This window comes from Aeromonas sp. SCS5 (genome assembly GCF_001887375.1).
GTDB classification, from domain to species: Bacteria; Pseudomonadota; Gammaproteobacteria; order Enterobacterales; family Aeromonadaceae; genus Aeromonas; species Aeromonas jandaei.
The window spans coordinates 50036-69817 of the sequence record NZ_LFCS01000015.1; the positions used below are offsets into that span (position 1 = coordinate 50036).

15 protein-coding genes are annotated in these 19782 nt (G+C 58.1%); 10 read left to right on the forward strand and 5 right to left on the reverse strand.

The annotated features are described in order from the left end of the window. The first annotated feature begins 77 nt into the window (after positions 1–77). The 4 genes from BS300_RS18045 to BS300_RS18060 all read left to right on the forward strand — a co-directional run bounded on the left by BS300_RS18045 (position 78) and on the right by BS300_RS18060 (position 3025). On the forward strand, positions 78–977 hold the full coding sequence (locus BS300_RS18045; protein ID WP_071914422.1) for a LysR family transcriptional regulator: 900 nt from the start codon (positions 78–80) through the stop codon (positions 975–977). A 106-nt stretch (positions 978–1083) separates the two neighbouring features. Next, the gene (locus BS300_RS18050) at positions 1084–1716 is read left to right on the forward strand and encodes a DUF2057 domain-containing protein (protein ID WP_071914424.1); all 633 of its coding nucleotides are present in this window, start codon (positions 1084–1086) and stop codon (positions 1714–1716) included. 71 nt (positions 1717–1787) lie between these two features. Beyond that, positions 1788–2234, forward strand: a complete 447-nt coding sequence (locus BS300_RS18055) for an HIT domain-containing protein (protein WP_071914426.1) — start codon at positions 1788–1790, stop codon at positions 2232–2234. A gap of 89 nt (positions 2235–2323) precedes the next feature. After that, on the forward strand, positions 2324–3025 hold the full coding sequence (locus tag BS300_RS18060) for a DUF3334 family protein (protein ID WP_033114911.1): 702 nt from the start codon (positions 2324–2326) through the stop codon (positions 3023–3025). 68 nt (positions 3026–3093) lie between these two features. Here BS300_RS18060 and BS300_RS18065 read toward each other — a convergent pair whose 3' ends face one another. After that, the gene (locus tag BS300_RS18065) at positions 3094–4092 is read right to left on the reverse strand and encodes a DUF2860 family protein (RefSeq protein WP_071914428.1); all 999 of its coding nucleotides are present in this window, start codon (positions 4090–4092) and stop codon (positions 3094–3096) included. Between the two features lie 197 nt (positions 4093–4289). Here BS300_RS18065 and arcB point away from each other — a divergent pair, with 197 nt between their 5' ends. The 6 genes from arcB to BS300_RS18095 all read left to right on the forward strand — a co-directional run bounded on the left by arcB (position 4290) and on the right by BS300_RS18095 (position 16221). Next, positions 4290–6602 carry an aerobic respiration two-component sensor histidine kinase ArcB gene (gene arcB, locus BS300_RS18070; RefSeq protein WP_071914430.1) on the forward strand — a complete coding sequence of 771 codons (2313 nt, stop codon included), beginning with the start codon at positions 4290–4292 and terminating at the stop codon, positions 6600–6602. 33 nt (positions 6603–6635) lie between these two features. Continuing rightward, complete coding sequence (gene dgt, locus BS300_RS18075; RefSeq protein ID WP_071914432.1) at positions 6636–8000, forward strand: dGTPase; 1365 nt, start codon at positions 6636–6638, stop codon at positions 7998–8000. A gap of 315 nt (positions 8001–8315) precedes the next feature. Then, positions 8316–8519, forward strand: a complete 204-nt coding sequence (locus BS300_RS18080; RefSeq protein ID WP_033114907.1) for a hypothetical protein — start codon at positions 8316–8318, stop codon at positions 8517–8519. Positions 8520–8756: 237 nt separating this feature from the next. Continuing rightward, positions 8757–12995, forward strand: a complete 4239-nt coding sequence (locus BS300_RS18085; protein WP_071914434.1) for a transporter substrate-binding domain-containing protein — start codon at positions 8757–8759, stop codon at positions 12993–12995. Next, entirely contained in the window at positions 12988–14208 is a 1221-nt protein-coding gene (locus BS300_RS18090; RefSeq protein WP_042031788.1) for an EAL domain-containing response regulator, read from the forward strand. The genes BS300_RS18085 and BS300_RS18090 overlap by 8 nt, the downstream gene beginning before the upstream one ends. A gap of 39 nt (positions 14209–14247) precedes the next feature. Beyond that, on the forward strand, positions 14248–16221 hold the full coding sequence (locus BS300_RS18095; RefSeq protein ID WP_071914436.1) for a methyl-accepting chemotaxis protein: 1974 nt from the start codon (positions 14248–14250) through the stop codon (positions 16219–16221). Between the two features lie 28 nt (positions 16222–16249). Here BS300_RS18095 and rfaH read toward each other — a convergent pair whose 3' ends face one another. The 4 genes from rfaH to metN form a co-directional block, all read right to left on the reverse strand. Then, positions 16250–16750 carry a transcription/translation regulatory transformer protein RfaH gene (rfaH, locus tag BS300_RS18100; RefSeq protein WP_041210416.1) on the reverse strand — a complete coding sequence of 167 codons (501 nt, stop codon included), beginning with the start codon at positions 16748–16750 and terminating at the stop codon, positions 16250–16252. Between the two features lie 95 nt (positions 16751–16845). Then, on the reverse strand, positions 16846–17646 hold the full coding sequence (metQ, locus tag BS300_RS18105; protein ID WP_041210417.1) for a methionine ABC transporter substrate-binding lipoprotein MetQ: 801 nt from the start codon (positions 17644–17646) through the stop codon (positions 16846–16848). Positions 17647–17671: 25 nt separating this feature from the next. Then, a complete protein-coding gene (locus BS300_RS18110) occupies positions 17672–18325 on the reverse strand; it encodes a methionine ABC transporter permease (protein WP_071914438.1) in 654 nt (217 codons plus the stop codon). Then, on the reverse strand, positions 18306–19349 hold the full coding sequence (gene metN / locus BS300_RS18115; protein ID WP_071914439.1) for a methionine ABC transporter ATP-binding protein MetN: 1044 nt from the start codon (positions 19347–19349) through the stop codon (positions 18306–18308). Before metN ends, BS300_RS18110 begins: the two co-directional genes overlap by 20 nt. Positions 19350–19782: the final 433 nt, after the last annotated feature.

The window sequence follows — 19782 nt, forward strand, 5'->3', positions numbered from 1 at the left end:
ATGTGTTGATTCTAGTGCAACAAAAAAAGAGAAAAAGCGCGTAAAATAAACCCATTGTTTCCATATTGGAGCTAATGATGGATATCGCCCATCTGGCCAGCTTTTACGAGGTGGTTTTGCGGGGCAGTTTCTCTGCCGCCGCCGATGCACTGGGGGTCAGCAAGGGGATGCTGAGTCGCCACGTCAGCGCGCTGGAGTCCTCCCTCAACGCCCAGTTGCTGCAACGCACCACCCGCCGGCTCAGTCTGACCGAGGCTGGGTCGACCCTCTATCTGCAGGCGGGCGAGATCTTCGCGCTGGCACGGCAGGCGGAGCAGGATATTCAGGCGCTGACCGAAGAGGATAGCGGACGACTGCGCTTCACCTGCCCGATCAGCACCGGCGATCGCATGGTGAGCGAGCTGATCGCTCGCTTTGCCGCGCTCTGTCCCGGGGTGGCGGTCGAGCTCAACTTCACCAATCAGGTGGTCGACATGAGCCAGGGGGAGAATGACATCGCCCTGCGCGCCATCAATGAGGTGCCGGACAATCTGGTCGCACTCCCCCTTGGCCGGCTTAAGGATGTGGTGGTGGCCAGTCCTGCGCTGGTAGCGAGGGAGGGGAAACCGGCAACTCCCTATGAGTTGGGGGGGCTATCCTGCCTGCCCATGGGGAGCAATCCGGCCTGGGAGCAGTGGCACTTCAGCCGCAAGGGCGAAGAGACCCACATTCTGGTGCAGGGCAGGGTGCGGGCCAATCAATACAGCACCGTCATTGAGCTGGCCCGGGCAGGCATGGGCTATGCCAAATGCCCGCTGGTGGCGGTGGATGCCCTGCTGGCGACGGGAGAGCTGGTGACCGTGCTCGACGACTGGCAGAGCGGCCTGCACCAGCTTCATGTGCTGCATGCCCAGCAGCGGCGGGTGCCACGCAAAATCCGCTTGTTCAAGCAGGTGCTGGCCCAGTGGTTTGCCGATCATCCCCGTTATCTGCTGTAAGAGGGCGTATCGCTCCGGCTGCACTGATGGGGCCCGACTGCGTTATTTTTCTGTCATCTTCGGCTGCTACCCTGCGCCCATTGTCGGCATCAGGAAGCGAGAAACGATGAACAAGCATTGGAGATGGGCGGGATTGGCGCTGCTGTGCGGCATCGCCAGCGTGCAGGCGGCGGTTGAAGTGAGTGTGCCGGAGAATTTTCGGATCCTCGCGGTGAGCAGTGGCACGCTGCAGGATGAGCAGCACGCCACCCTGAGCGATGGGGAGCAGCAACTGCTGGTGCGTTTCGAGGGGGTTATCCCCAGCCGCAGCAGCAGCGAGAATGATCGGCAGGTTCGCTCCGAGCCGCAGGTGGTGCGCTATCAGGCGAGCAACCAGCGGTTGCAACTGGTGGCGAGCGTACCGGCCGATGAGCAGGGGATGCAGGCCTATGCCAAATCGCCCGCAGTGGCGTTGCAGGAGAGTGGCCGGGCACTTGCCATCCAGCAGGATGCACTGGTGACCAGCGGCATGCTGCTTGGGGTGGATTGGAACGGGAAACTGGCTGAATACAACCGCAGTGGTGGCAAGGCGGCGCTGACGGCGGGAGTGGTTGCGGCTCCGTCAATCAATGCAGTTTCTGGTGGCTCTCAACCTGTTGTGGCTGCCAGCGAGCTGGAAGGGCAGTTGCAGCAGCTGTTCCTCAAGGCAGACCCGGCCCTGCGCAAGCGCTTTATCAGTTGGGCCGTGCCGCAGCTTTAAGTTTGCCGCCCGTTGCAGTAACGTGGGCATCCCTGTCGGATGCCCTCTTCATCGTACTCAACGAGGTGTTCATGTTTGAATTGCATTCCCGCCTGCAGGCCGATACCTGCTGGCTTGGCGATCTGCCGCTCTGCCGCGTCCTGCTGGCCAAAGACAGTCAATACCCCTGGCTGATTCTGGTGCCGCGAGTGGCCAACCTGCGCGAGATCCACCATCTGGCACCGGAGCAGCAGCAACAGCTGATGCAGGAGTCCTGCGCCGTCGCGGCGCTGATGGAGCAGGCCCTCAGTCCGGACAAGATCAACATCGGGGCGCTCGGCAATCTGGTGCCGCAACTGCACATTCATCATGTCGCCCGCTTTGCCACCGATGCCGCCTGGCCTGGCCCCATCTGGGGAGCTCATCCTGCCGTTCCCTACCAGCCAGAGACTCTGCAACATGAGGCCGATCGCTGGCTTACGCGACTCGGCAATCTGGACGGATTTACCCCGGCGGCCACTGATAACAGAGTCAACTGAGAGGCGTGTCGCTATTTCAGTCTTCTGGCCGCGCCATCTGTTAGAGTTATGGTATAGATAAGCCCATTCTCGATGTTCAGGAAGGACACATGATAGTTACAAGATCCGATGATGACGTCGTGTTGACGACTGAGGATGTACTGCTCAGTCTGTGCAACTCGGTAACCGACGTATTGAGTGCCGCGACCATGAGTCAGGTACGTTTTTCCGGTATGGTGCAGCGGATCAGCAAGACCTGCCTCAAGCCCGATATCGGCTGCTTCGTGCTATTCGATGGCGGCTTCTCCGGTCTGGTGGTGATCAACTTCTCCGCCGCTGCCGCCATGGAGCTCTATGAGAGCTACATGCTGAGCATGGGGCTCTCCAAGGAGGATCTCGCCATCTCCCACACTTCTGACGAGGTGAGCAACGTGATGGGCGAGCTGATGAACCAGATCGTCGGCAGCTTCACCGTCAAGGTGGGCCGCGATCTGCAGACTCACATCACCCAGAACCAGCCGAAGATGCTGGCCCTCAACAAGCAGGTGATGCTGAGCGTCGATACCAATCTCGACAGCCCGGAATCCCGCCGCGTCACCTTCTTCACCGCTCGCAACAACATCTTCTATCTGGAGCTGGCGATGGACAAGACCGAGTTCATCCGCATCCACAATGAGGGGATGGAGCACGAGGAGCTGGATCCCGATGCCCTGATCGCTCAGGCCAAGCAGGATGCAGCCAAACCGGCGCCAGCAGCAGCTCCGGCCGCCAGCAACGATCACGACGACCTGCTCGACTCGCTTGGTATCTGAAGCAGGTCTACGGCAGCAATAAGAAGGCCACCCATGGGGTGGCCTTTTTTATCGCGGCTTTGCTGAGGTTAGAAGTTGTAGAGCAGGCCGGTGCTGACGCGGCTCGCTTCGGTATCGTAGAAGCCGATATCGGAGCTTGCGTTGGCATAGGAGAGGGTAAAGGTCGCGCTGAGCGGTTTCACCCCGAACAGGCTGTGCCAGAAGAAGGTGCCGTTGATGGCGAATTCGTCCGCATCGGCGCGCTGGCCGAAGATGGGGTTGGCTTCGTCATACTTGCGCTTGCCGGCATAGACGTTGCTGACAATCGACCACTGGGGGCCGCGTTTGGCATAGGTCAGTTGCAGGCCGGTGTTTTCGAAGCTCTCGGCGCTGCCATCGAGGTTGGCTTGTTTGTAGATCAGCGCAGGTTCCAGAGCCTGACCGTCGGCGAAGGTCCACTTGTAGGAGAGCTGCATGTCATACATCTTGCCATTGCGATCCAGCATGGATGCGTAGTGAGTGCCATGAACCCGGTCATACTGCTGGCCGCTCTGCTCATCATCCATGTCGATGCTGCGAGCGGTGATGCTGCCGTTGAAGTTGCTGCCCCAGATCTTGTCCCAGGCGAAACGCGCCCCTTTGGATTTCAGGTCGGTGGAGCTGCGATCCACGCCGGTGGCAAAAGGATCGCTCCACAGCTCGACCGGCATGGCGTTGAATACCAGCGAGGTAGCGACGATCCCCTTGTCGCCCATCTCCTGACGCAGACCGAACTGCTGGGTAAAGTCGAAGCGGATGGCATCCTGAATGAGGTTACCGAGGAAGATCTGGGTGCGGGTATCGGCAAAGGTGTAGCGGATATCGGCATTGATCAGCGGAGTCAGCTTGTTCTCGCTATCCGGTGAGCCCAGATCGTTGATGCGACTGTGGTTGTCGTCACCTGCATAGAAGTTGGACTTGTAGCTGGTGGCGCTGACGCCGCCCAGCAGGAAGCCGGACCAACCGGACTGGCGCGGAATTTCGCCCAGATCGGCGTAGGCTGCGTGGCTCGCAAGCAGGCCGAGACCCAGCAAGGTGAGGTTGCGCATCAAAAGACTCCTGATATATCAAACTGTTGAGGTGTAAAGCCCGGGATGCTCGTGCTGCTGATGTCACCTTGGTATTACCCGGGCGAGTGCAATGGTCACATATGATACAGGAATCTCCAATTATTGGCTTATCACACAAGAGTTAAGCGCGTTGTGCTGGTATTCTGTCCGGCGAATATCGGGGAGAAAACAACAAGATGAAGCAGATTAAATCCTGGGCGCAATATTACGTCGATCTGATGACCAAGCTGGGTCTGGTGCGTTTCAGCATGTTTCTGGCCACCGGCATCATAGTGCTGGCGGTCGCCATCCAGATGGGGGTTACCCTGTTTTTGCGGGGCAGCATCGATGTCATCGATTTCGTGCGCTCGGTGTTTTTTGGTCTGCTGGTCACCCCCTGGGCGGTCTATTTTCTCTCCATCGTGGTGGATCAGCTGGAGGATTCCCGTCAGCGGCTGAGCCGGATGGTGCGCAAGCTGCAGGATATGCGCGAGCGGGATCTCGAGCTCAACAATCAGCTGCAGGAGAACATCAGCCGCCTCAACAGCCAGATCGCCGAGACCAACCGGGCCGAGAGTCTGCGTCTGCAGGCCATCGAGGATCTGGAGAACGAGGTGTTCCAGCGTGAAAAAGCACAGCTTCATCTGGGAGAGCGCACCGCTCTGCTGCGCTCCTTTATCGACTGTTCCCCCGATCTGGTTTACTACCGCAATGAGGATGAGCAGTTCTCCGGCTGCAACCGCGCCATGGAGGAGCTGACCGGCAAGGCAGAGAGCGAGCTGATTGGCCTTACCCCGTTCGATGTCTACAAGCAGGAGATCGCCAACAAGGTGGTAGAGACCGACCGCCAGGTCTTTGCCAGCAACGAGCCGCTCACCTACGAGCAGTGGCTGGAGTACCCTGATGGTCGCAAGGCCTACTTCGAGCTGCGCAAGGTGCCCTTCTTCGATCGCTTCGGCAAGCGACTCGGCCTGCTCGGTTTTGGCCGTGACATCACCGAACGCAAGCAGTATCAGGACAAGCTGGAGAAGGCGAGCCGCGACAAGACCACCTTCATCTCCACCATCAGCCACGAGCTGCGTACCCCGCTCAACGGCATTGTGGGGTTGAGCCGGATGCTGATGGATACTCCACTCGACCCGAGCCAGCGCCAGCAGCTCAAGACCATTCACTTAAGTGCGGTCACCCTCGGCAACATCTTCAACGACATCATCGACCTGGACAAACTCGATCGGCGCCGGCTTGAGATCGCGCCAACTCGGATCGACCTGCCTGCTTTCCTCGACGAGCTGGAGACGCTGTCGCGCATTCAGGCGGAGCAGAAGGGGCTCTATCTGCACTTTGATCGCGATGGCGACATGCCGCAGTTCGTGATGGCGGATGGCACCCGACTGCGTCAGGTGTTGTGGAATCTGGTGGGCAATGCAGTCAAGTTTACCGATGAGGGCGGCGTCACCGTGCGCTGCCTCTCCCATCCTGCCGACGAGCCAGGCAAGCTGGCGCTCCACTTCGAGGTGGAAGACACCGGCGTCGGTATTCCCCGCGCCCAGCAGGAGAAGATCTTCGCCATGTACTATCAGGTGCAGGGCAAGAAACACGCAACCGGTACCGGGATCGGCCTCGCGGTCTCCCGTCAGCTGGTACAGGCCATGGGCGGCCAGCTCTACGTGGATAGCGAGCCGGGTGAGGGTTCCTGCTTTACCGCCGAGCTGGAGGTCGCCTGTGTCGAACAGGCGTTGCCGGAACTGGAAGAGGAGATGCCTTCCCTCGACATCCTGCTGGTGGAGGATGTCGAGCTCAATGTGACGGTTGCCTGCGCCCTGCTGAACAAGCTCGGCCATCAGGTCAAGGTGGCACGCGATGGCGCCCAGGCGCTGGCGATGGCCAACCCGGATGATTTCGACCTTATCCTGCTCGATATCCAGCTGCCGGACATGACCGGGTTCGATGTGGCGGCAACCCTGCTCGAGCGCTACGGCGAAAGTTTGCCGCCCATGGTTGCCCTGACGGCCAATGTAACCGGCGATCGCCAGTACTATCTGGATCGCGGCATGCGGGATGTGATTAACAAGCCGCTCGGCTCGAAGGCGGTGCGCGAGGTGATTGGTCACCTGTTTGCCGATCTGGCCGACGACGAGGCGGACGAGCAGGCTGATGCGGTGGCTCAGGATGCGTTGCTGGATCTCCCTTTCCTCACCGACTATGCCGATACCGTGGGCAAGCCGGTACTGCTCTCCAGCGTCGAGCTGTTCGAGAAGATGATGCCCGACTACATGGCGGTGCTCGACTCTAACATGATCGCGCGGGATCAGGCTGGCGTGGTGGAGGAGGCGCACAAGATCAAGGGGGCGGCAGGCTCCATCGGCCTGCGTCGCCTGCAGCAGACGGCGCAACTCATCCAGAGCCCGGATCATCCCGCCTGGTGGGAGAATGTGGAAGACTGGATTGAGACGCTGCGCCGGGAATACCCGGGTGATATCGCCCGTCTGCGCCGCTGGTTGTTGTCTTGAATCCAATGGGAGCCGCGGGCAAGGAGCCACAGGATGTATAGCCGTTTGATCACCCCCGAGCGTGTTCACCCCTGGGGAAATGAGGATCTGTTGGAGGCGACCGAACTGGATCGCGCCCGCATAGTGCAGGCGGCGCCGGTGCGCCGGTTGCAGCAGAAGACCCAGGTTTTTCCGCTCGATGTGAAAGCCTCGGTGCGCAGCCGTCTCACCCATTCGCTGGAGGTGCAGGAGACCGGCCGCCAGATCAGTCGCCGCATTCTGGCGGAATTGCCAGCCGGTGTGGTGTGCGAGGGGGCTTTTATCAATCTGGTGGAGATGTCCTGCCTCTTGCACGACGTGGGCAACCCGCCGTTCGGCCACTTCGGCGAGCAGGTGATGAGCCAGTGGCTCGGTGAAATGCTCGATCCCCTCTATCAGCAGGCACTGGCACAGCCCCCCTCGGTCCAGTGGGCGGAGCTGCGTCAGGATCTGCTGTTGTTTGACGGCAATGCCCAGAGCTTGCGGTTGGTACACAGCCTGCACGAGCTCAACCTGACTCTCGGCCAGCTGGGGGCGCTGTGCAAATACCCGCAGCAGCCGCAACCCGGTGTGAGTTACGGCCAGCATCATGGCTGGAGCAGCAAGCGCGGCATCTTCTTCAGTGAACAGCCCCTCTATCGCGCCCTCGGCCAGAGTCTGGGGTTGGCCCCAGGCTGCCGCCATCCGCTTGCCTACATCATGGAGGCGGCGGATGACATCTCCTACTGCATCGCTGATCTGGAGGATGCGGTAGACAGGCGCATTCTCACCCTGAATGAGCTGCTGGCTGCCCTCTGCAGCGCTGATGGCAGCGATTACATGACGACCCTGCTTGGTGATGCACAGCGCTCCAGCTGGGGTTTCTTCCCCCATTTTCGTCACCAGTTGACCAGAGATCTGGTGGCGCTGGCGGCCAGCACTTATATCAGCGAGCATGAGGCGATCCTGCAGGGGAGCTATCCACAGGCCCTGCTCCACGGTCAGGCTCCCGCGGCGCGGGTGCTCGATATCCTCAAACAGGTTGCGCGAGCGCAGGTTTTCATGCGCCCCGAGGTAGAGGCGCTCGAACTGGAAGGCTACGCCGCCCTGCGCGGTGTGCTCGCCACCTACTCCTGCCTGCTGGCAATGCCATCCGGGCAATTTTCCCGTCTGCTGGCGGGCGAGGGGGGGAGTGAACTCTTTTTTGCTCGCCGCCTCTATCACCGCCTCTCGGCACGTCATATCAAGGCCTATCGACTGGCGATCGCCACCCCGGATCCACGCTTTGTCTGCCAGCATGAGCAGGAGTGGTATTACCGGGTACGCCTGCTGCTCGACTATGTCAGCGGCATGACGGATACCTATGTGCTGGAAGAGTACCGCCTGCTATCGGGGATCTGATAACCCGGACTCCCTTTCTGGCAGCATAAAATACCGTAAAAACGTTTAAAAAGGAGTCGCAAGAGGCTTGTGTTAAATTCGGAGTTTTTTTAGACTGCTGCAACCTGTTCAACTTTTATCCGGTAAGGAGACGAAAATGCACCATCAGATGCTAAATCTTGCATTCTCTCGCGGCACTGCGTGCGGCGTGAAATCTCGTGCTCTTTTACCGCGTGGCGTAAACAGGTAGCCCCTGTCTTTTTATCACCCGCGGTTCGTCCCGCAGGGTGATATCCACTTTCTCCGGGAGAACCGCATGTTCAACTGGAGAATGTCATGTCTATCGAACTGGTTTTACTGCGTAGCGTCGAGTCTTTGGTACAAAAGCGGATCGCCAAGGTCGAGCGTCGTCTCGCCGTGATCAATCTCTCGCCTGCCCTGCTGAAAGATATCGGTCTGGAAGGGTATGAGGGGCAGATCTCCCATATCCGTGAGCGCGAGTATCAAACAGGCTTCCGGCTTGGGAATCGAATAACCTGATGTGGTGGGGGCGTTGTTCCCCCCAATCTCTTTAACGTTGCGAAAAAATGACGTGACAGACCAAAATCTGTCACGTTTTTTGCTTTAAAAAGGATTGTTTATTCACATTCAGCCAATATCCCTCTATCCTCTCGGCCCCGTTTATAGCGGAACTGTTTGTTTTCTCACCGGCTAGAGCCATTATCTAGAGGGTCGAGGATGAATCGTATTGGCCTCACTCATCAGGACAAATAGCTCATGTCTCGCGCTTGTCATCTCCTACTGATTTTTTGCTCACTGCTTCTGCTGAGTTGGCACGTTGCTGCAGAGTCATCGCCCGAAGAGGAACAAAGAGCAATTGATGAGCAGGGCTTCTCTCAGGAACTGGTGGTGGGCGTCCCCCGTGGGGGCTATCCCCCCTTTATCTACGAGGTGCCATCGAAACAGTACGCCGGTCCGCTCAAGGAGCTGGCCCTGCGGATTGCCGCCGAGATGGGATTAACGCTGCGTTGCGTATCCTTTAACTCTTATATTGAAGCTCAGGAAGCGCTGAAGAAGGGGAAGGTTGATGCGCTGGTCGGGGTGGAGCTTGATGCCTTGCCGGTGGAGGGGGTGAACCATATCGGTCACCTCGGCTCTTATGGCCGCGCTATCCTGATGCAACATCCCAACCAGCGGTTGACGATCGAGCAGGCAAAAAAAATGCGCTGGGTCTGTATCCGCGGGTTTGGCAGTTGCCGTGAGCTGGCATCGCTGGGAATGCCCAACGTGACCCAGGTCGAGAGCCGTGATGAGGCAACCTATATGGTCAAGCTGGGTCTGGCCGATGGTTATCTGGCGCTGGGTCCTATTCTGGTGCGGGAGCTGCAGCGCCTCCCGGACACCATGGGGATTGCGACGCCTCGCTGGTTGAGCAGCAGCGCCCTGACGATTGCGACCAGTACAAATAATAGTGAGCTGACAGAGCGGATCTGGCAGGCATATCAGAGGATCCCGGTTACCGATTCCCGCCTGCGCCTGGCGGAGGGGGATAGCCGCTTCAAGGTCGATCTGCTGCTGGAGCCTGCCGAGATGGCATGGTTAAAACAGAAAAAAGTGATCCGGTTTGCCGTAGCTCCCTCTTTTTCCGGTATCAGCGAGATCGATGAAGAGGGGCGATTGCACGGGTATGCCGCTGACCTGATGAAGCTCATTAGTCTGCGTTCCGGAGTCCGGTTTGAGCTGGTTCCGACCCGCACCTGGCAAGAGTCCATCGAACTACTGCAAGCGCACAAGATTGATTTGATCCCTCTGATGACTCCCCTGAAGGATCGGCGGGAGTTCGCCTCCTTTACTTCCTCTTACCTCAAGTTTGACAGCTACATCGTTGCCAGGATCGGAGCTCGCAGCTTGAAATCTCTGGCTGATTTAAAGGGGCGTCAGATCGGGGGGGTGACAGGTTCCTACGAGGCATCGTTGATTCGCAACTTTGGCGGGAAGATTGTTGAGGTTGGCCGCGATGCAGATCTTCTGAAGTTGCTCGACTCGGGCAAGGTCGATTATGTACTGCTGACCATGACCAACCTTGGCCAGCAGGCGATGAAAGGATTCAACGAGAAGTATCAGGTTGTGCTGGGGAGCCCAGAATTTTCGGTGCCGATCAGTATGGCGGTCGATATCGCACAGCCCGAGTTGACCAGGATTATGGACAAGTTGCTGCAGACCATTACCGATGAAGAGTGGCAGTTGTTCGATCGCCGCTGGCTCAACATCTCGGTCAATATGGCGGTGGACAATAGCCCTCTATACAAATGGCTGGCCTTTGCCGTAGCAGCTCTTGGTACCTCGGGTCTGCTGGTGTTGCTGTGGGCGCGCAGCCTGCGCCGCCAGATTGCCCAGCGCAAGGTTGCGGAAAGCAAGTTGAATGAGCAGCTCTCTTTTGTGCAGACACTGCTCAACTCCTTGCCGACCATGGTGGCGCTGCGTGACAACGAGCAACATATCACCCTTTGCAATCAAGCCTATCGCGAGACCTTTTTCATCGAGCATGATGGGCAGCCGCGAGACGATCTCGCGCATATGCCCGAGCCGGTTCGTCGCCAGATGGTACAGGAGGAGCGAGCCGTCTGGCAGAGCGGTCGCAAGCTGGAGGGGGCGGGCAACAGTGTGCGGGCCGATGGTTCACCGTTTCATGTGATGTACGCCAAACTCCCCTATCGCGACCCGGCAGGCAAGATGCTTGGGGTATTGACCGTGCTCACCGATGTCAGCCAGATCAAGGATGCGGAGGCGCGGGCGCGCAAGGCGGAAACCCGCCTGACCCAGATTACCGACAGTATGCCGGGCATTGTCTACCAGTATCTGTGGCAGGGACCGGGCAAGGGACGTTTTCTCTATGCCTCCCAGGGGGCTCGCGAGATCCTCGGGGTCAGTCATCAGGAGCTTTTTGCTGCCGAGTCGGGAGGAGAGATCTTCGGGTTTACCGAGGAGGCGCTGCAGGACTTTGTCAGCAAGGTGGCCAATCATGCCGAGACCCTGGCCCCGCTTGATCTCGAGGTCAAGGTCGAGCGGCCGGAGGGGGATCGCTATCTGCAGGTACGCGGCAGTTTCGTGCGCCAGGAGCAGCAGGAGCTGATCCTCAACGGGGTGATCCAGGACATTACGGCGCTCAAGCTGCAGGAGCACCAGTTGCGCGAGGCGCAAGCCTATGCCGAGCAGGCCATGCAGGCGCGTAGCCGCTTTCTTGCCACCATGAGCCATGAGTTGAGAACCCCCATCTCCGGTATGCACGGCATGCTGGAGCTGTTGCAGATGAGCGAGCTGGATGACGATCAGCGCTACATGGTGCGCAATGTCGTCACTTCAACCAACAACCTGCTCTATCTGGTGAATGACATCCTCGACTTTTCCAAGATAGAGGCTGGCCAGTTGCGATTGCACTATCAGCTCTGTCGCGTGCAATCAGTTATTTGTGACGCGATCCGTGGCCATGCGACGCTCGCGCATAGCAAAGGGTTGCAGGTGGTGCTGGAGTGGGGTCAATCCGTGCCCGATCAGGCCGAGATGGATGGCGTCAGGGTAGGGCAAGTCATCTCCAATCTGCTCAACAATGCCGTCAAGTTTACCGAGCTGGGGGGCATCACTCTTGCTGTTAACTACCTCGACGGGTTGTTGAGCATTATGGTCGCCGATACCGGTATCGGGATTGCCGAAGAGAAGCAGGCGCTGCTCTTCACTCCTTTTGAACAGGTGGAGTCAGACATCAATCGCCGCTTCGGTGGTACAGGGCTGGGGCTGGCCATCTGCGATCAGCTGGTGCGCAAAATGGGGGGCAACCTGCATCTGGTCAGCAAGCCGGGTGAGGGATCGAGTTTTACCTTCACCGTACCGCTGCAGAAACCACAATGGGATCTGCCAGCTTTGGCAGGGAGCGAGTGGTGGTATTTCAGCAACGATCCGGTGCTGGAGATGGCCATGAGACGTCTTGGTGCCAAGCTAAAACCCATTGAAGCTTCGAATTTTAGTGATGATTTGCAGGGATTGCTGCTGGCAGACGAACTTTGGCTGGAGCAGACGCTGGGGCCCGAGTGGCAAAGCTGGCTTCAACAAAGGGCTCTCAAAGGGATCATTGTGTCTCCCCGCGAGGCGCTTCGCGGGCGCCTCGGTGCTGCTCACTGGTGGCGACTGGGACTCTCCCCTCTCTATCCGGATCTGCTGCTGGAGAGTTGCAACGAATTGCTCAATGAGCAGGTTACCCCCATGCTCACGGCACTTGGGGAGAAGCTGGGAGGGAGGGTGCTGGTGGCCGACGATCATCCGGTCAATCGTGCTCTGCTGGCCAGACAGCTCGCCATTCTCGGGATAGAGGCGCAGGTGGTTGAGGATGGCGAGAAGGCTTTGCGGGCATGGCAGGGGCAGGATTTCTCTCTGCTGCTGACTGATTGTCATATGCCGGTGATGGATGGCTATAGTCTGGCCAGGGCGTTGCGAGCCCAAGGTGTGACTGCGCCCATAATCGGGGTAACGGCTGATACTTCGGAAGAGGCGAGTGCGCGGATGGTTGAGGCGGGCATGAGTGACATGCTGTTCAAGCCATATCCTCTCGAGACCCTGCGTCAACTATTGGCACATTGGCTGGCTGACGTGGCTACAGTCTCAACAGAAGAACCCGCAGAACAGCAGCAAATCGCCGAGCAGGCGGAACGCTGGCAAGGGCTCTTTGGTGATGAGGAGGCTGCTCGGGCAATGGCAAAAGAATATCTCGATTCCAACCGTCAGGATGGCAAGGATATGATGGTGGCACTGACTTGCCACGATACTCAGGCGCTGGTAGAAACGGCCCACCGTATCAAGGGGGCCGCACGCATGGTGGGGCTGCAAGAGCTGGCAGCACAGGCCGCCAGACTCGAATCGGCCGCACGATTGAAGCAGACGGAGGAGCTGGAAGAGTTGGTTTGCGGGGTACAGGTATTGATGAACGCAATCTCCCACGAAATTGGATTATGGCTCGATGAATAACGTACAAAACGTACACGATGAATTGGTCATCATGGTTGTCGAGGATCATGCGTTTCAACGCAAGGCCCTGATGCACCAGATCCGTGACCTGGGTTATCAACAGTTGCTGGAGGCTCGTGATGGGCAGGAGGCACTTGAGCTGTGCCAGCGTCACTCGGTTGATATCCTTTTTTGTGACCTGCGCATGCCCGGCATGGATGGGATGGCTCTGTTGCGCCGCCTCTCCCTGGGAGGATTCAGCGGTGGCATCATTCTCTCCAGTGCATTGGAGGATGACGTCGTGGAAGCGGTTTTGCGGATGAGTGCCGCCTATGGTTTGCAGGTGCTGGGACGAATCGAAAAACCATCGACCAAGCAACAGTTAAAGGTGTTGATCGAGTCGTGGTCTCCCCGTCAGGAGCAGGCCCAAAAAGAGGATGGGCATCGGCTTGGGCTGGATGAGCTGCGACGCGCACTGGATGACGACCAAATCGTCCCCTGGTATCAACCGAAAGTCAGCTTTGCCACTGGTGAATGGGTCGGGATGGAGGCTCTGGCGCGCTGGCAGCACCCGGAATATGGCCTGGTCTCGCCGGGTCGCTTCATTCCGCTGGCGGAAAACAACGGGCTCATCGATCAACTGACCGAGATCATCATCAACAAGTCGCTGCGCGATGGTCATCTCTGGGAGGAGACCGGTCTCTCCCTCAATCTGTCGATGAACCTTTCCACTACCTCGCTGATTGAGGGGGATCTCTGCAACTCCCTGATTGCGCAATGTCAGCGCTGGAGCATCAATCCAGAACTGATCACCCTGGAGGTGACCGAGAGCTCCTTCGTGCAGGATGTGGGCAAGTCGCTGGAGGTGCTGACCCGACTGCGGATGCATGGATTCGGTCTCTCTATCGATGATTTCGGCACCGGCTACTCGTCGATGCAGCAGTTGGCTCTGCTGCCTTTTACCGAGTTGAAGCTGGATCGATCCTTCGTCGATCGCTGCTATGCAGATCCATCCCGTCTGGCCATTATCGAGTCCAGTATCGAGCTTGCCCGCAAGCTGGGGCTTAAATCGGTGGCGGAAGGGGTCGAGGATGAGTTGACCTGGCAACAGTTGGCAAAACTTGGATGTGACGTGTGTCAGGGCTTTTTCTCTGCCAGACCGATGCCGCGCAGTGAATTGCAGGAGTGGCACCGCTCCTGGCAGGAGAGATTGCCTACACTTATATCGATCTGATTCTTTTGGTCTGCGGGCCTCATCTGAACAAGGATGTTCATGAAAATCTCACACAAGCTTTTGATCAGCTTCGGATTTATCAATCTTCTGATCGCCCTCTCCTCTGCGCTGGTCTACTACCGGCTAAACCAGATTAATCAATCCCAGCAGACGCTGCTGGCGCAGGCGCTGCCGGCTCTGCAGCGGGATGAGGCTAGCCAGAAAGCGCTGGTCGCCACCGTCTCAGCTCTGCGTGGTTATCTCATTCTTGGCAAGGATCCCGCCCAAGCAGCCAGATTGAAGCAGGAGTGGGAGGGGGCCTGGCAGATTATTACCAGCCAGCAGTTTGATGTGGGGTTGGTACAGTCACTCAAGAGTTTCAAGAGCAGTCAGGAAAAGGTGTGGGCGATTGCCCACACAGAGGAGAATCTGCCAGCACATACCCTGATGTTGCAGGAGGCCGGGCCGCTTGCCGAAGCGGCGCTCGATCAGCTGCAATCTTTCGCCAATGAAGAGGTGGCGACTCCTCAGGATCAGCTATCGGGAGATCGCCGCATGTTGCTCAAGCAGGTGGGAGATGCCTACAACAGCTTGTCCAATGCGCTCTCCGCCCTGCGAGATTTTCTTATTTCCGGCGACCCGGAATATCGCAGCAAGTATGAGGACTATTACAAGTTCCATCAGCAACGGGTGGCAGAACTCAAGCAGCAGTCCAGTCTCTTTTCCGAAACCGAGCGCAGCCTCTGGCAGCTGTTTGAGGAGATGGGAACCCCCTTCTCGGAGCTGGTGGGCCAGGTCATCAGCAAGCGGCAAGCACCGGATTGGGATCAGGCCAACTATCTGATGGCAAAAGAGATTGAGCCGATGCAGGAGATCCTCTACGAGCGGCTGGCCAAACAGGTAGGGGAGACCCGCAGCAAAGTGACTGCAATCTCTGGAGAGATGACGCAGGCTGGCCACTCCATCACTCGTACTCTGTTGTTGGCAACAGGGAGTTCCATCGTGCTTGGCATGCTGGTGGCGTGGCTCTTCAGTCGTCGTTTGACTCGTGACATCGCCAGTCTGGTTGTGCGGGCAGGTGAGGTCGCCGACGGCAAGCTGGCTGCCAACCCTTTGCCCGTACTGAGTCAGGATGAGCTGGGCGGTTTGACCGGCTCCATCAACCGGATGTCGGCCCAGCTACGCAATCTGGTGAGCGAGCTGCAGGGGGCGGTGGGACAGGTTGACGTCGCCTGTCAGGATGTTGGCAGCACAACTCAGGCGATAGTGACCGATTTGACCGCGCAGGATATCCGGGTAAAAGCGGTCGCCAGCGCGATCGAGCAGATGTCGGTCAGTACGAAAGAGGTGGCGGGCAATATTGCCAATGCAGCCGATAGTGCCCATCAGGTGCAGCAGCAAACCCGGCAGGGACAGAATGCATTGGCACGGATGACAGATGCCATGCAGCAGATCGCCGCCATGATCGGGCAAGCCAATCACGCGATGGGATTGCTTGAGAAGCAGAGCGAACAGGTCGGCCAGATCACCGAAGTGATCGCCACCATAGCCGAACAGACCAATTTGCTGGCCCTTAATGCGGCAATAGAAGCTGCGCGGGCCGGTGATCAGGGGCGCGGTTTTGCCGTGGTCGCCGATGAGGTACGTCAGCTGGCAACCCGCACCCACCAGTCAACCGCCGAAATCAGCCAGACCATTAGCGCCATTTCCCAGCAAACCCGCCAGACCGTCACCACGGTGAGCGGTGGCACCCAGCTGGTCGAGCAGGGGCGTGATGCAGTCGGGTTGGTAACCGAGACGTTGAATGCGATGAACCAGCTGGTGCAGGCGCTATCTGGCCAGCTGGAGGCCATCGCGACGGCGACCGAGCAACAATCCAAGGTCTCCGCCGAAGTGGCTGGAACGGTAGAGGATATTGCCGCTCTGAGCCGTCAATCCTGTCAGCAGAGCCAGCAGGGTGAGGGAATCGTCGCCCGTCTGGCGGGTGATACCGGCAAGCTGACGGCGGTGATCGCCCGTTTCGAGCTGGAGTGATGGGTGGGCAGGGTATCCTGCCCACCTCTTAGTCGATTCGTCTGAAGGCGTGGTTTTCGAAGCTGCTGGTGGTCTCTTTATTGAGCAGACTGACCAGCAGAATGGCCCGTTTCTCCCCATCCGGCTCCATATAGATGGCTTCAAAGCCTGCCAATGGCCCCTCTTCAATCAATACCTTATCGCCCGCATTTGGCAGTTTGGCGTAACTGGCGCGCGCCTCGTCGCTATCATCGCGGCTCATCAGCTGATAGACCAGCTTGTTGCTGATGGGTGTCCATTCACTGCCGAAGTGGATGATCCGGCTGATGCCACGGGTCGATTTCAGGGTGACCGGGGTGACCTCTTCCAGATCGACGTAGATGAAGAGGTAGTTGGGAAACATGGGTTCCTTTACCGGGACTCGCTTGCCCCGACGCAGTTTCTCGATTTCCACCATAGGGTAGTAGGACTCAATGCCCTGGGCATCGAGGTGGGCGCGGGCGCGGGCCTCTTCCTTTGGCTTGCAGTAGGCCAGATACCATTTTTTCATGTGATGTTATATTCGTGTTGCCGTGCTCGCCGATATGATAGCGGCGGCAATAAAAAAGGCCACGCATTGCGTGGCCTTTTTTGTCGAGTGAGCAATTACCAACCTTTTACCAGGCCGCCTTTGAACAGTTCCAGCCCTTTCTTGTAGACATCATCGGTCTGGAAAGCCTGTACGAACTGTTTGACCTTCTCGTCATCCTTGTTGTTGTCGCGGGCGACGATCAGGTTGACGTAGGGGGACTCTTTGTCTTCAACAAACAGGCCATTTTCGGTCGGGGTCAGACCAATCTGGCCGGCAAAGGTATTGTTGATGATGGCGAGATCCACGTCTTCCAGTGAGCGGGGCAGCTGAGCTGCTTCCAGTTCAACGATCTTGAAGTTGCGCGGGTTGCTGGCGATATCGAGTACGGTCGCCTCCAGACCAGCACCATCTTTCAGGGTGATCAGGCCCTGCTTGGCCAGCAGGATCAGCGAGCGGCCCAGGTTGGTCGGATCGTTCGGTACCGCGATCTGGGCGCCATCTTTCAGCTCGCTCAGCGACTTCAGCTTCTTGGAGTAACCGGCGATCGGGTAGACGAAGGTGTTGCCGACCGGTACCAGTTTGAAGCCGCGATCACGTACCTGTGCATCCAGATAGGGTTTGTGCTGGAAGGCGTTGATGTCAATGCTGCCATCGTTCAGCGCCACGTTCGGGGTGACATAGTCGGAGAAGTTGACGATCTCGACGTTCAGACCATATTTCTCTTTTGCCACCTTGGCGGCTACTTCGACCAGCTCGGTCTCAGGGCCGGCAATGGCGCCTACTTTCAGGGTCTTGTTCTCTTCCTTTTGACCGCAACCGGCCAGTACCAGACCAGCCAGCAGGGCTGCCGCAACGGATTTGATGCCAAATTTCATAAAACCTCCTGTCAGAAATCGACGATTAACGATGATCACATTTGTTGACCAGGCGCTCACCCGCGCTCTGGATAAGTTGAACCAGCACGACCAGTATCACGACGGTGACCAGCATGACGGTCGGATCGAAGCGCTGATAGCCGTAACGGATGCCCACATCACCGAGACCACCACCACCGATGGCACCTGCCATGGCGGAGTAGTTCACCAGCGTGACGAGGGTAATGGTGACGCTGTTGAGGATGCCGGGCAGGGCCTCGGGCAGCAGCACCTTGGTGATGATTTGCAATGGCTTGGCGCCCATCGCCTTGGCCGCTTCCAGCAAGCCGTCGGGTACTTCCATCAGGGCACCTTCCACCAGACGGGCGATGAAAGGGATGCAACCGACGGTCAGCGGCACGATGGCGGCGATGGTGCCGATACTGGTGCCGACAATCAGCCGGGTCAGCGGAATAATCGCGACCAGCAGGATGATAAAGGGCACCGAGCGACCCACGTTGACCACCATGCCCAGGGTACGGTTGAGCAGTGGGTTGGCCAGGATCTGGCCGGCTTTGGTCACATGCAGCGCCACGCCGAGCGGCAGGCCGAGCAGGCAGCCAAACAGGGTGGAGGCAAACACCATGATAAGGGTGTCGCCCAGGGCCGTGATGAGCAGATTAATCATGGCTTCGGACATAACCCATTACCTCCAGCTGAATGTGGTTGTCGATGAGGAACTGCTGGGTCGCCTCGCACTGGGCTTCATCTCCGAACAGTTCTGCCAGCAGGAAACCGAACTTGACACCACCGGCGTACTCGATGTCGGCGCTCAGAATGCTGATATCGATATTGAAACGGCGGCTCGCCTCGGAGATGAGCGGCGTATCGACCGTGCTGCCGGTAAAGCCAAGCTTCAGCAGCGGGTAGCTGCCGGGCACTCGCTCGTTGCTCATCCGATCCTGATACTCCTGCGGTACCTCGAGATGGATGGTGGAGCGAATGAAATCGCGGGCCAGCTGGGTCTTGGCATTGCTGAAGAACCAGGCCACTTCGCCCTGTTCGATCAGGCTACCATCGCTGATGATGGCCACTTCGTCACAGATCCCCTTCACCACATCCATTTCGTGGGTGATGAGCAGGATGGTGAGCCCCAGCTTGACGTTGATCTCCTTGAGCAGGGTCAGGATCGAGCGGGTGGTCTGCGGATCGAGGGCCGAAGTGGCCTCGTCACAGAGCAGCACCTTGGGCGCAGGGGCCAATGCCCGGGCGATGGCGACCCGCTGTTTCTGGCCGCCGGAGAGTTCGGATGGATAGGCGTGGGCACGGGCTTCCAGCCCGACCAGCGCCAGCAGCTCTTCGACCCGGCTCTTGATCTGATCCTTGTTCCAGCCCGCCAGCTCCAGCGGAAAGGCGATGTTGGCAAACACGGTACGGGAGGCGAGCAGGTTGAAGTGCTGGAAGATCATCCCGATGTGGCGACGGGCCTGGGTCAGATCCCGTTCGCTCAAGGCGACCAGATCCTGGCCATCGACAATCACCTGACCCTCTGTCGGGCGCTCCAGCAGGTTGACACAGCGGATGAGGGTACTCTTGCCGGCGCCGGATGCACCGATCACCCCGAAGATTTTGCCTTGGGGTACATGCAGACTCACGTCACGCAGGGCGTGCACGGCGTCACTGCCTGTACCGTAGACTTTGTTGAGACCGATCAACTTAATCATGGATTCTTCCGTGCTAACAGCCTTACAGCACAGGGCGCTACAGGCGAGAAAATTGGGCAGAGGTTTCACTAGGTTGCACTGCCATCATGGGGGATGATGCTAAGATGTCCGGATGGCTGTGTCAACGCATGTTTTTACGTCTAGACGTCTAAAAAAGTGATAAGGATTTTCGGTTGGCAGATAAGGAATAGCAGGGTTTGGCATTGTTCCATATTGAATTTCGCTTTAAAGCCAAAGAGCCGAATTAAAGTTGGTTAATGGCGTGTGATGCTCTGTTCTATTAGGTATCCCTGTCGCGACTATCCGGCTGTGGAGCCTACCTCTCACAAGTCCCAGAATTGCATAAAGTTGAACCCCCTGTCTGCCCACTTATATATACCTCGGCCAATTTTGATGCAGCGCAAGAAGATGCCGGATCGTGATTGGGGCCTGG

Bases quoted from the DNA above. Each gene is read 5' to 3' on its own strand.
- BS300_RS18045 (WP_071914422.1), top strand. From the start codon at position 78: ATGGATATCGCCCATCTGGCCAGCTTTTACGAGGTGGTTTTGCGGGGC.
- BS300_RS18050 (WP_071914424.1), top strand. From the start codon at position 1,084: ATGAACAAGCATTGGAGATGGGCGGGATTGGCGCTGCTGTGCGGCATC.
- BS300_RS18055 (WP_071914426.1), top strand. From the start codon at position 1,788: ATGTTTGAATTGCATTCCCGCCTGCAGGCCGATACCTGCTGGCTTGGC.
- BS300_RS18060 (WP_033114911.1), top strand. From the start codon at position 2,324: ATGATAGTTACAAGATCCGATGATGACGTCGTGTTGACGACTGAGGAT.
- BS300_RS18065 (WP_071914428.1), bottom strand. From the start codon at position 4,092: ATGCGCAACCTCACCTTGCTGGGTCTCGGCCTGCTTGCGAGCCACGCA.
- arcB (WP_071914430.1), top strand. From the start codon at position 4,290: ATGAAGCAGATTAAATCCTGGGCGCAATATTACGTCGATCTGATGACC.
- dgt (WP_071914432.1), top strand. From the start codon at position 6,636: ATGTATAGCCGTTTGATCACCCCCGAGCGTGTTCACCCCTGGGGAAAT.
- BS300_RS18080 (WP_033114907.1), top strand. From the start codon at position 8,316: ATGTCTATCGAACTGGTTTTACTGCGTAGCGTCGAGTCTTTGGTACAA.
- BS300_RS18085 (WP_071914434.1), top strand. From the start codon at position 8,757: ATGTCTCGCGCTTGTCATCTCCTACTGATTTTTTGCTCACTGCTTCTG.
- BS300_RS18090 (WP_042031788.1), top strand. From the start codon at position 12,988: ATGAATAACGTACAAAACGTACACGATGAATTGGTCATCATGGTTGTC.
- BS300_RS18095 (WP_071914436.1), top strand. From the start codon at position 14,248: ATGAAAATCTCACACAAGCTTTTGATCAGCTTCGGATTTATCAATCTT.
- rfaH (WP_041210416.1), bottom strand. From the start codon at position 16,750: ATGAAAAAATGGTATCTGGCCTACTGCAAGCCAAAGGAAGAGGCCCGC.
- metQ (WP_041210417.1), bottom strand. From the start codon at position 17,646: ATGAAATTTGGCATCAAATCCGTTGCGGCAGCCCTGCTGGCTGGTCTG.
- BS300_RS18110 (WP_071914438.1), bottom strand. From the start codon at position 18,325: ATGTCCGAAGCCATGATTAATCTGCTCATCACGGCCCTGGGCGACACC.
- metN (WP_071914439.1), bottom strand. From the start codon at position 19,349: ATGATTAAGTTGATCGGTCTCAACAAAGTCTACGGTACAGGCAGTGAC.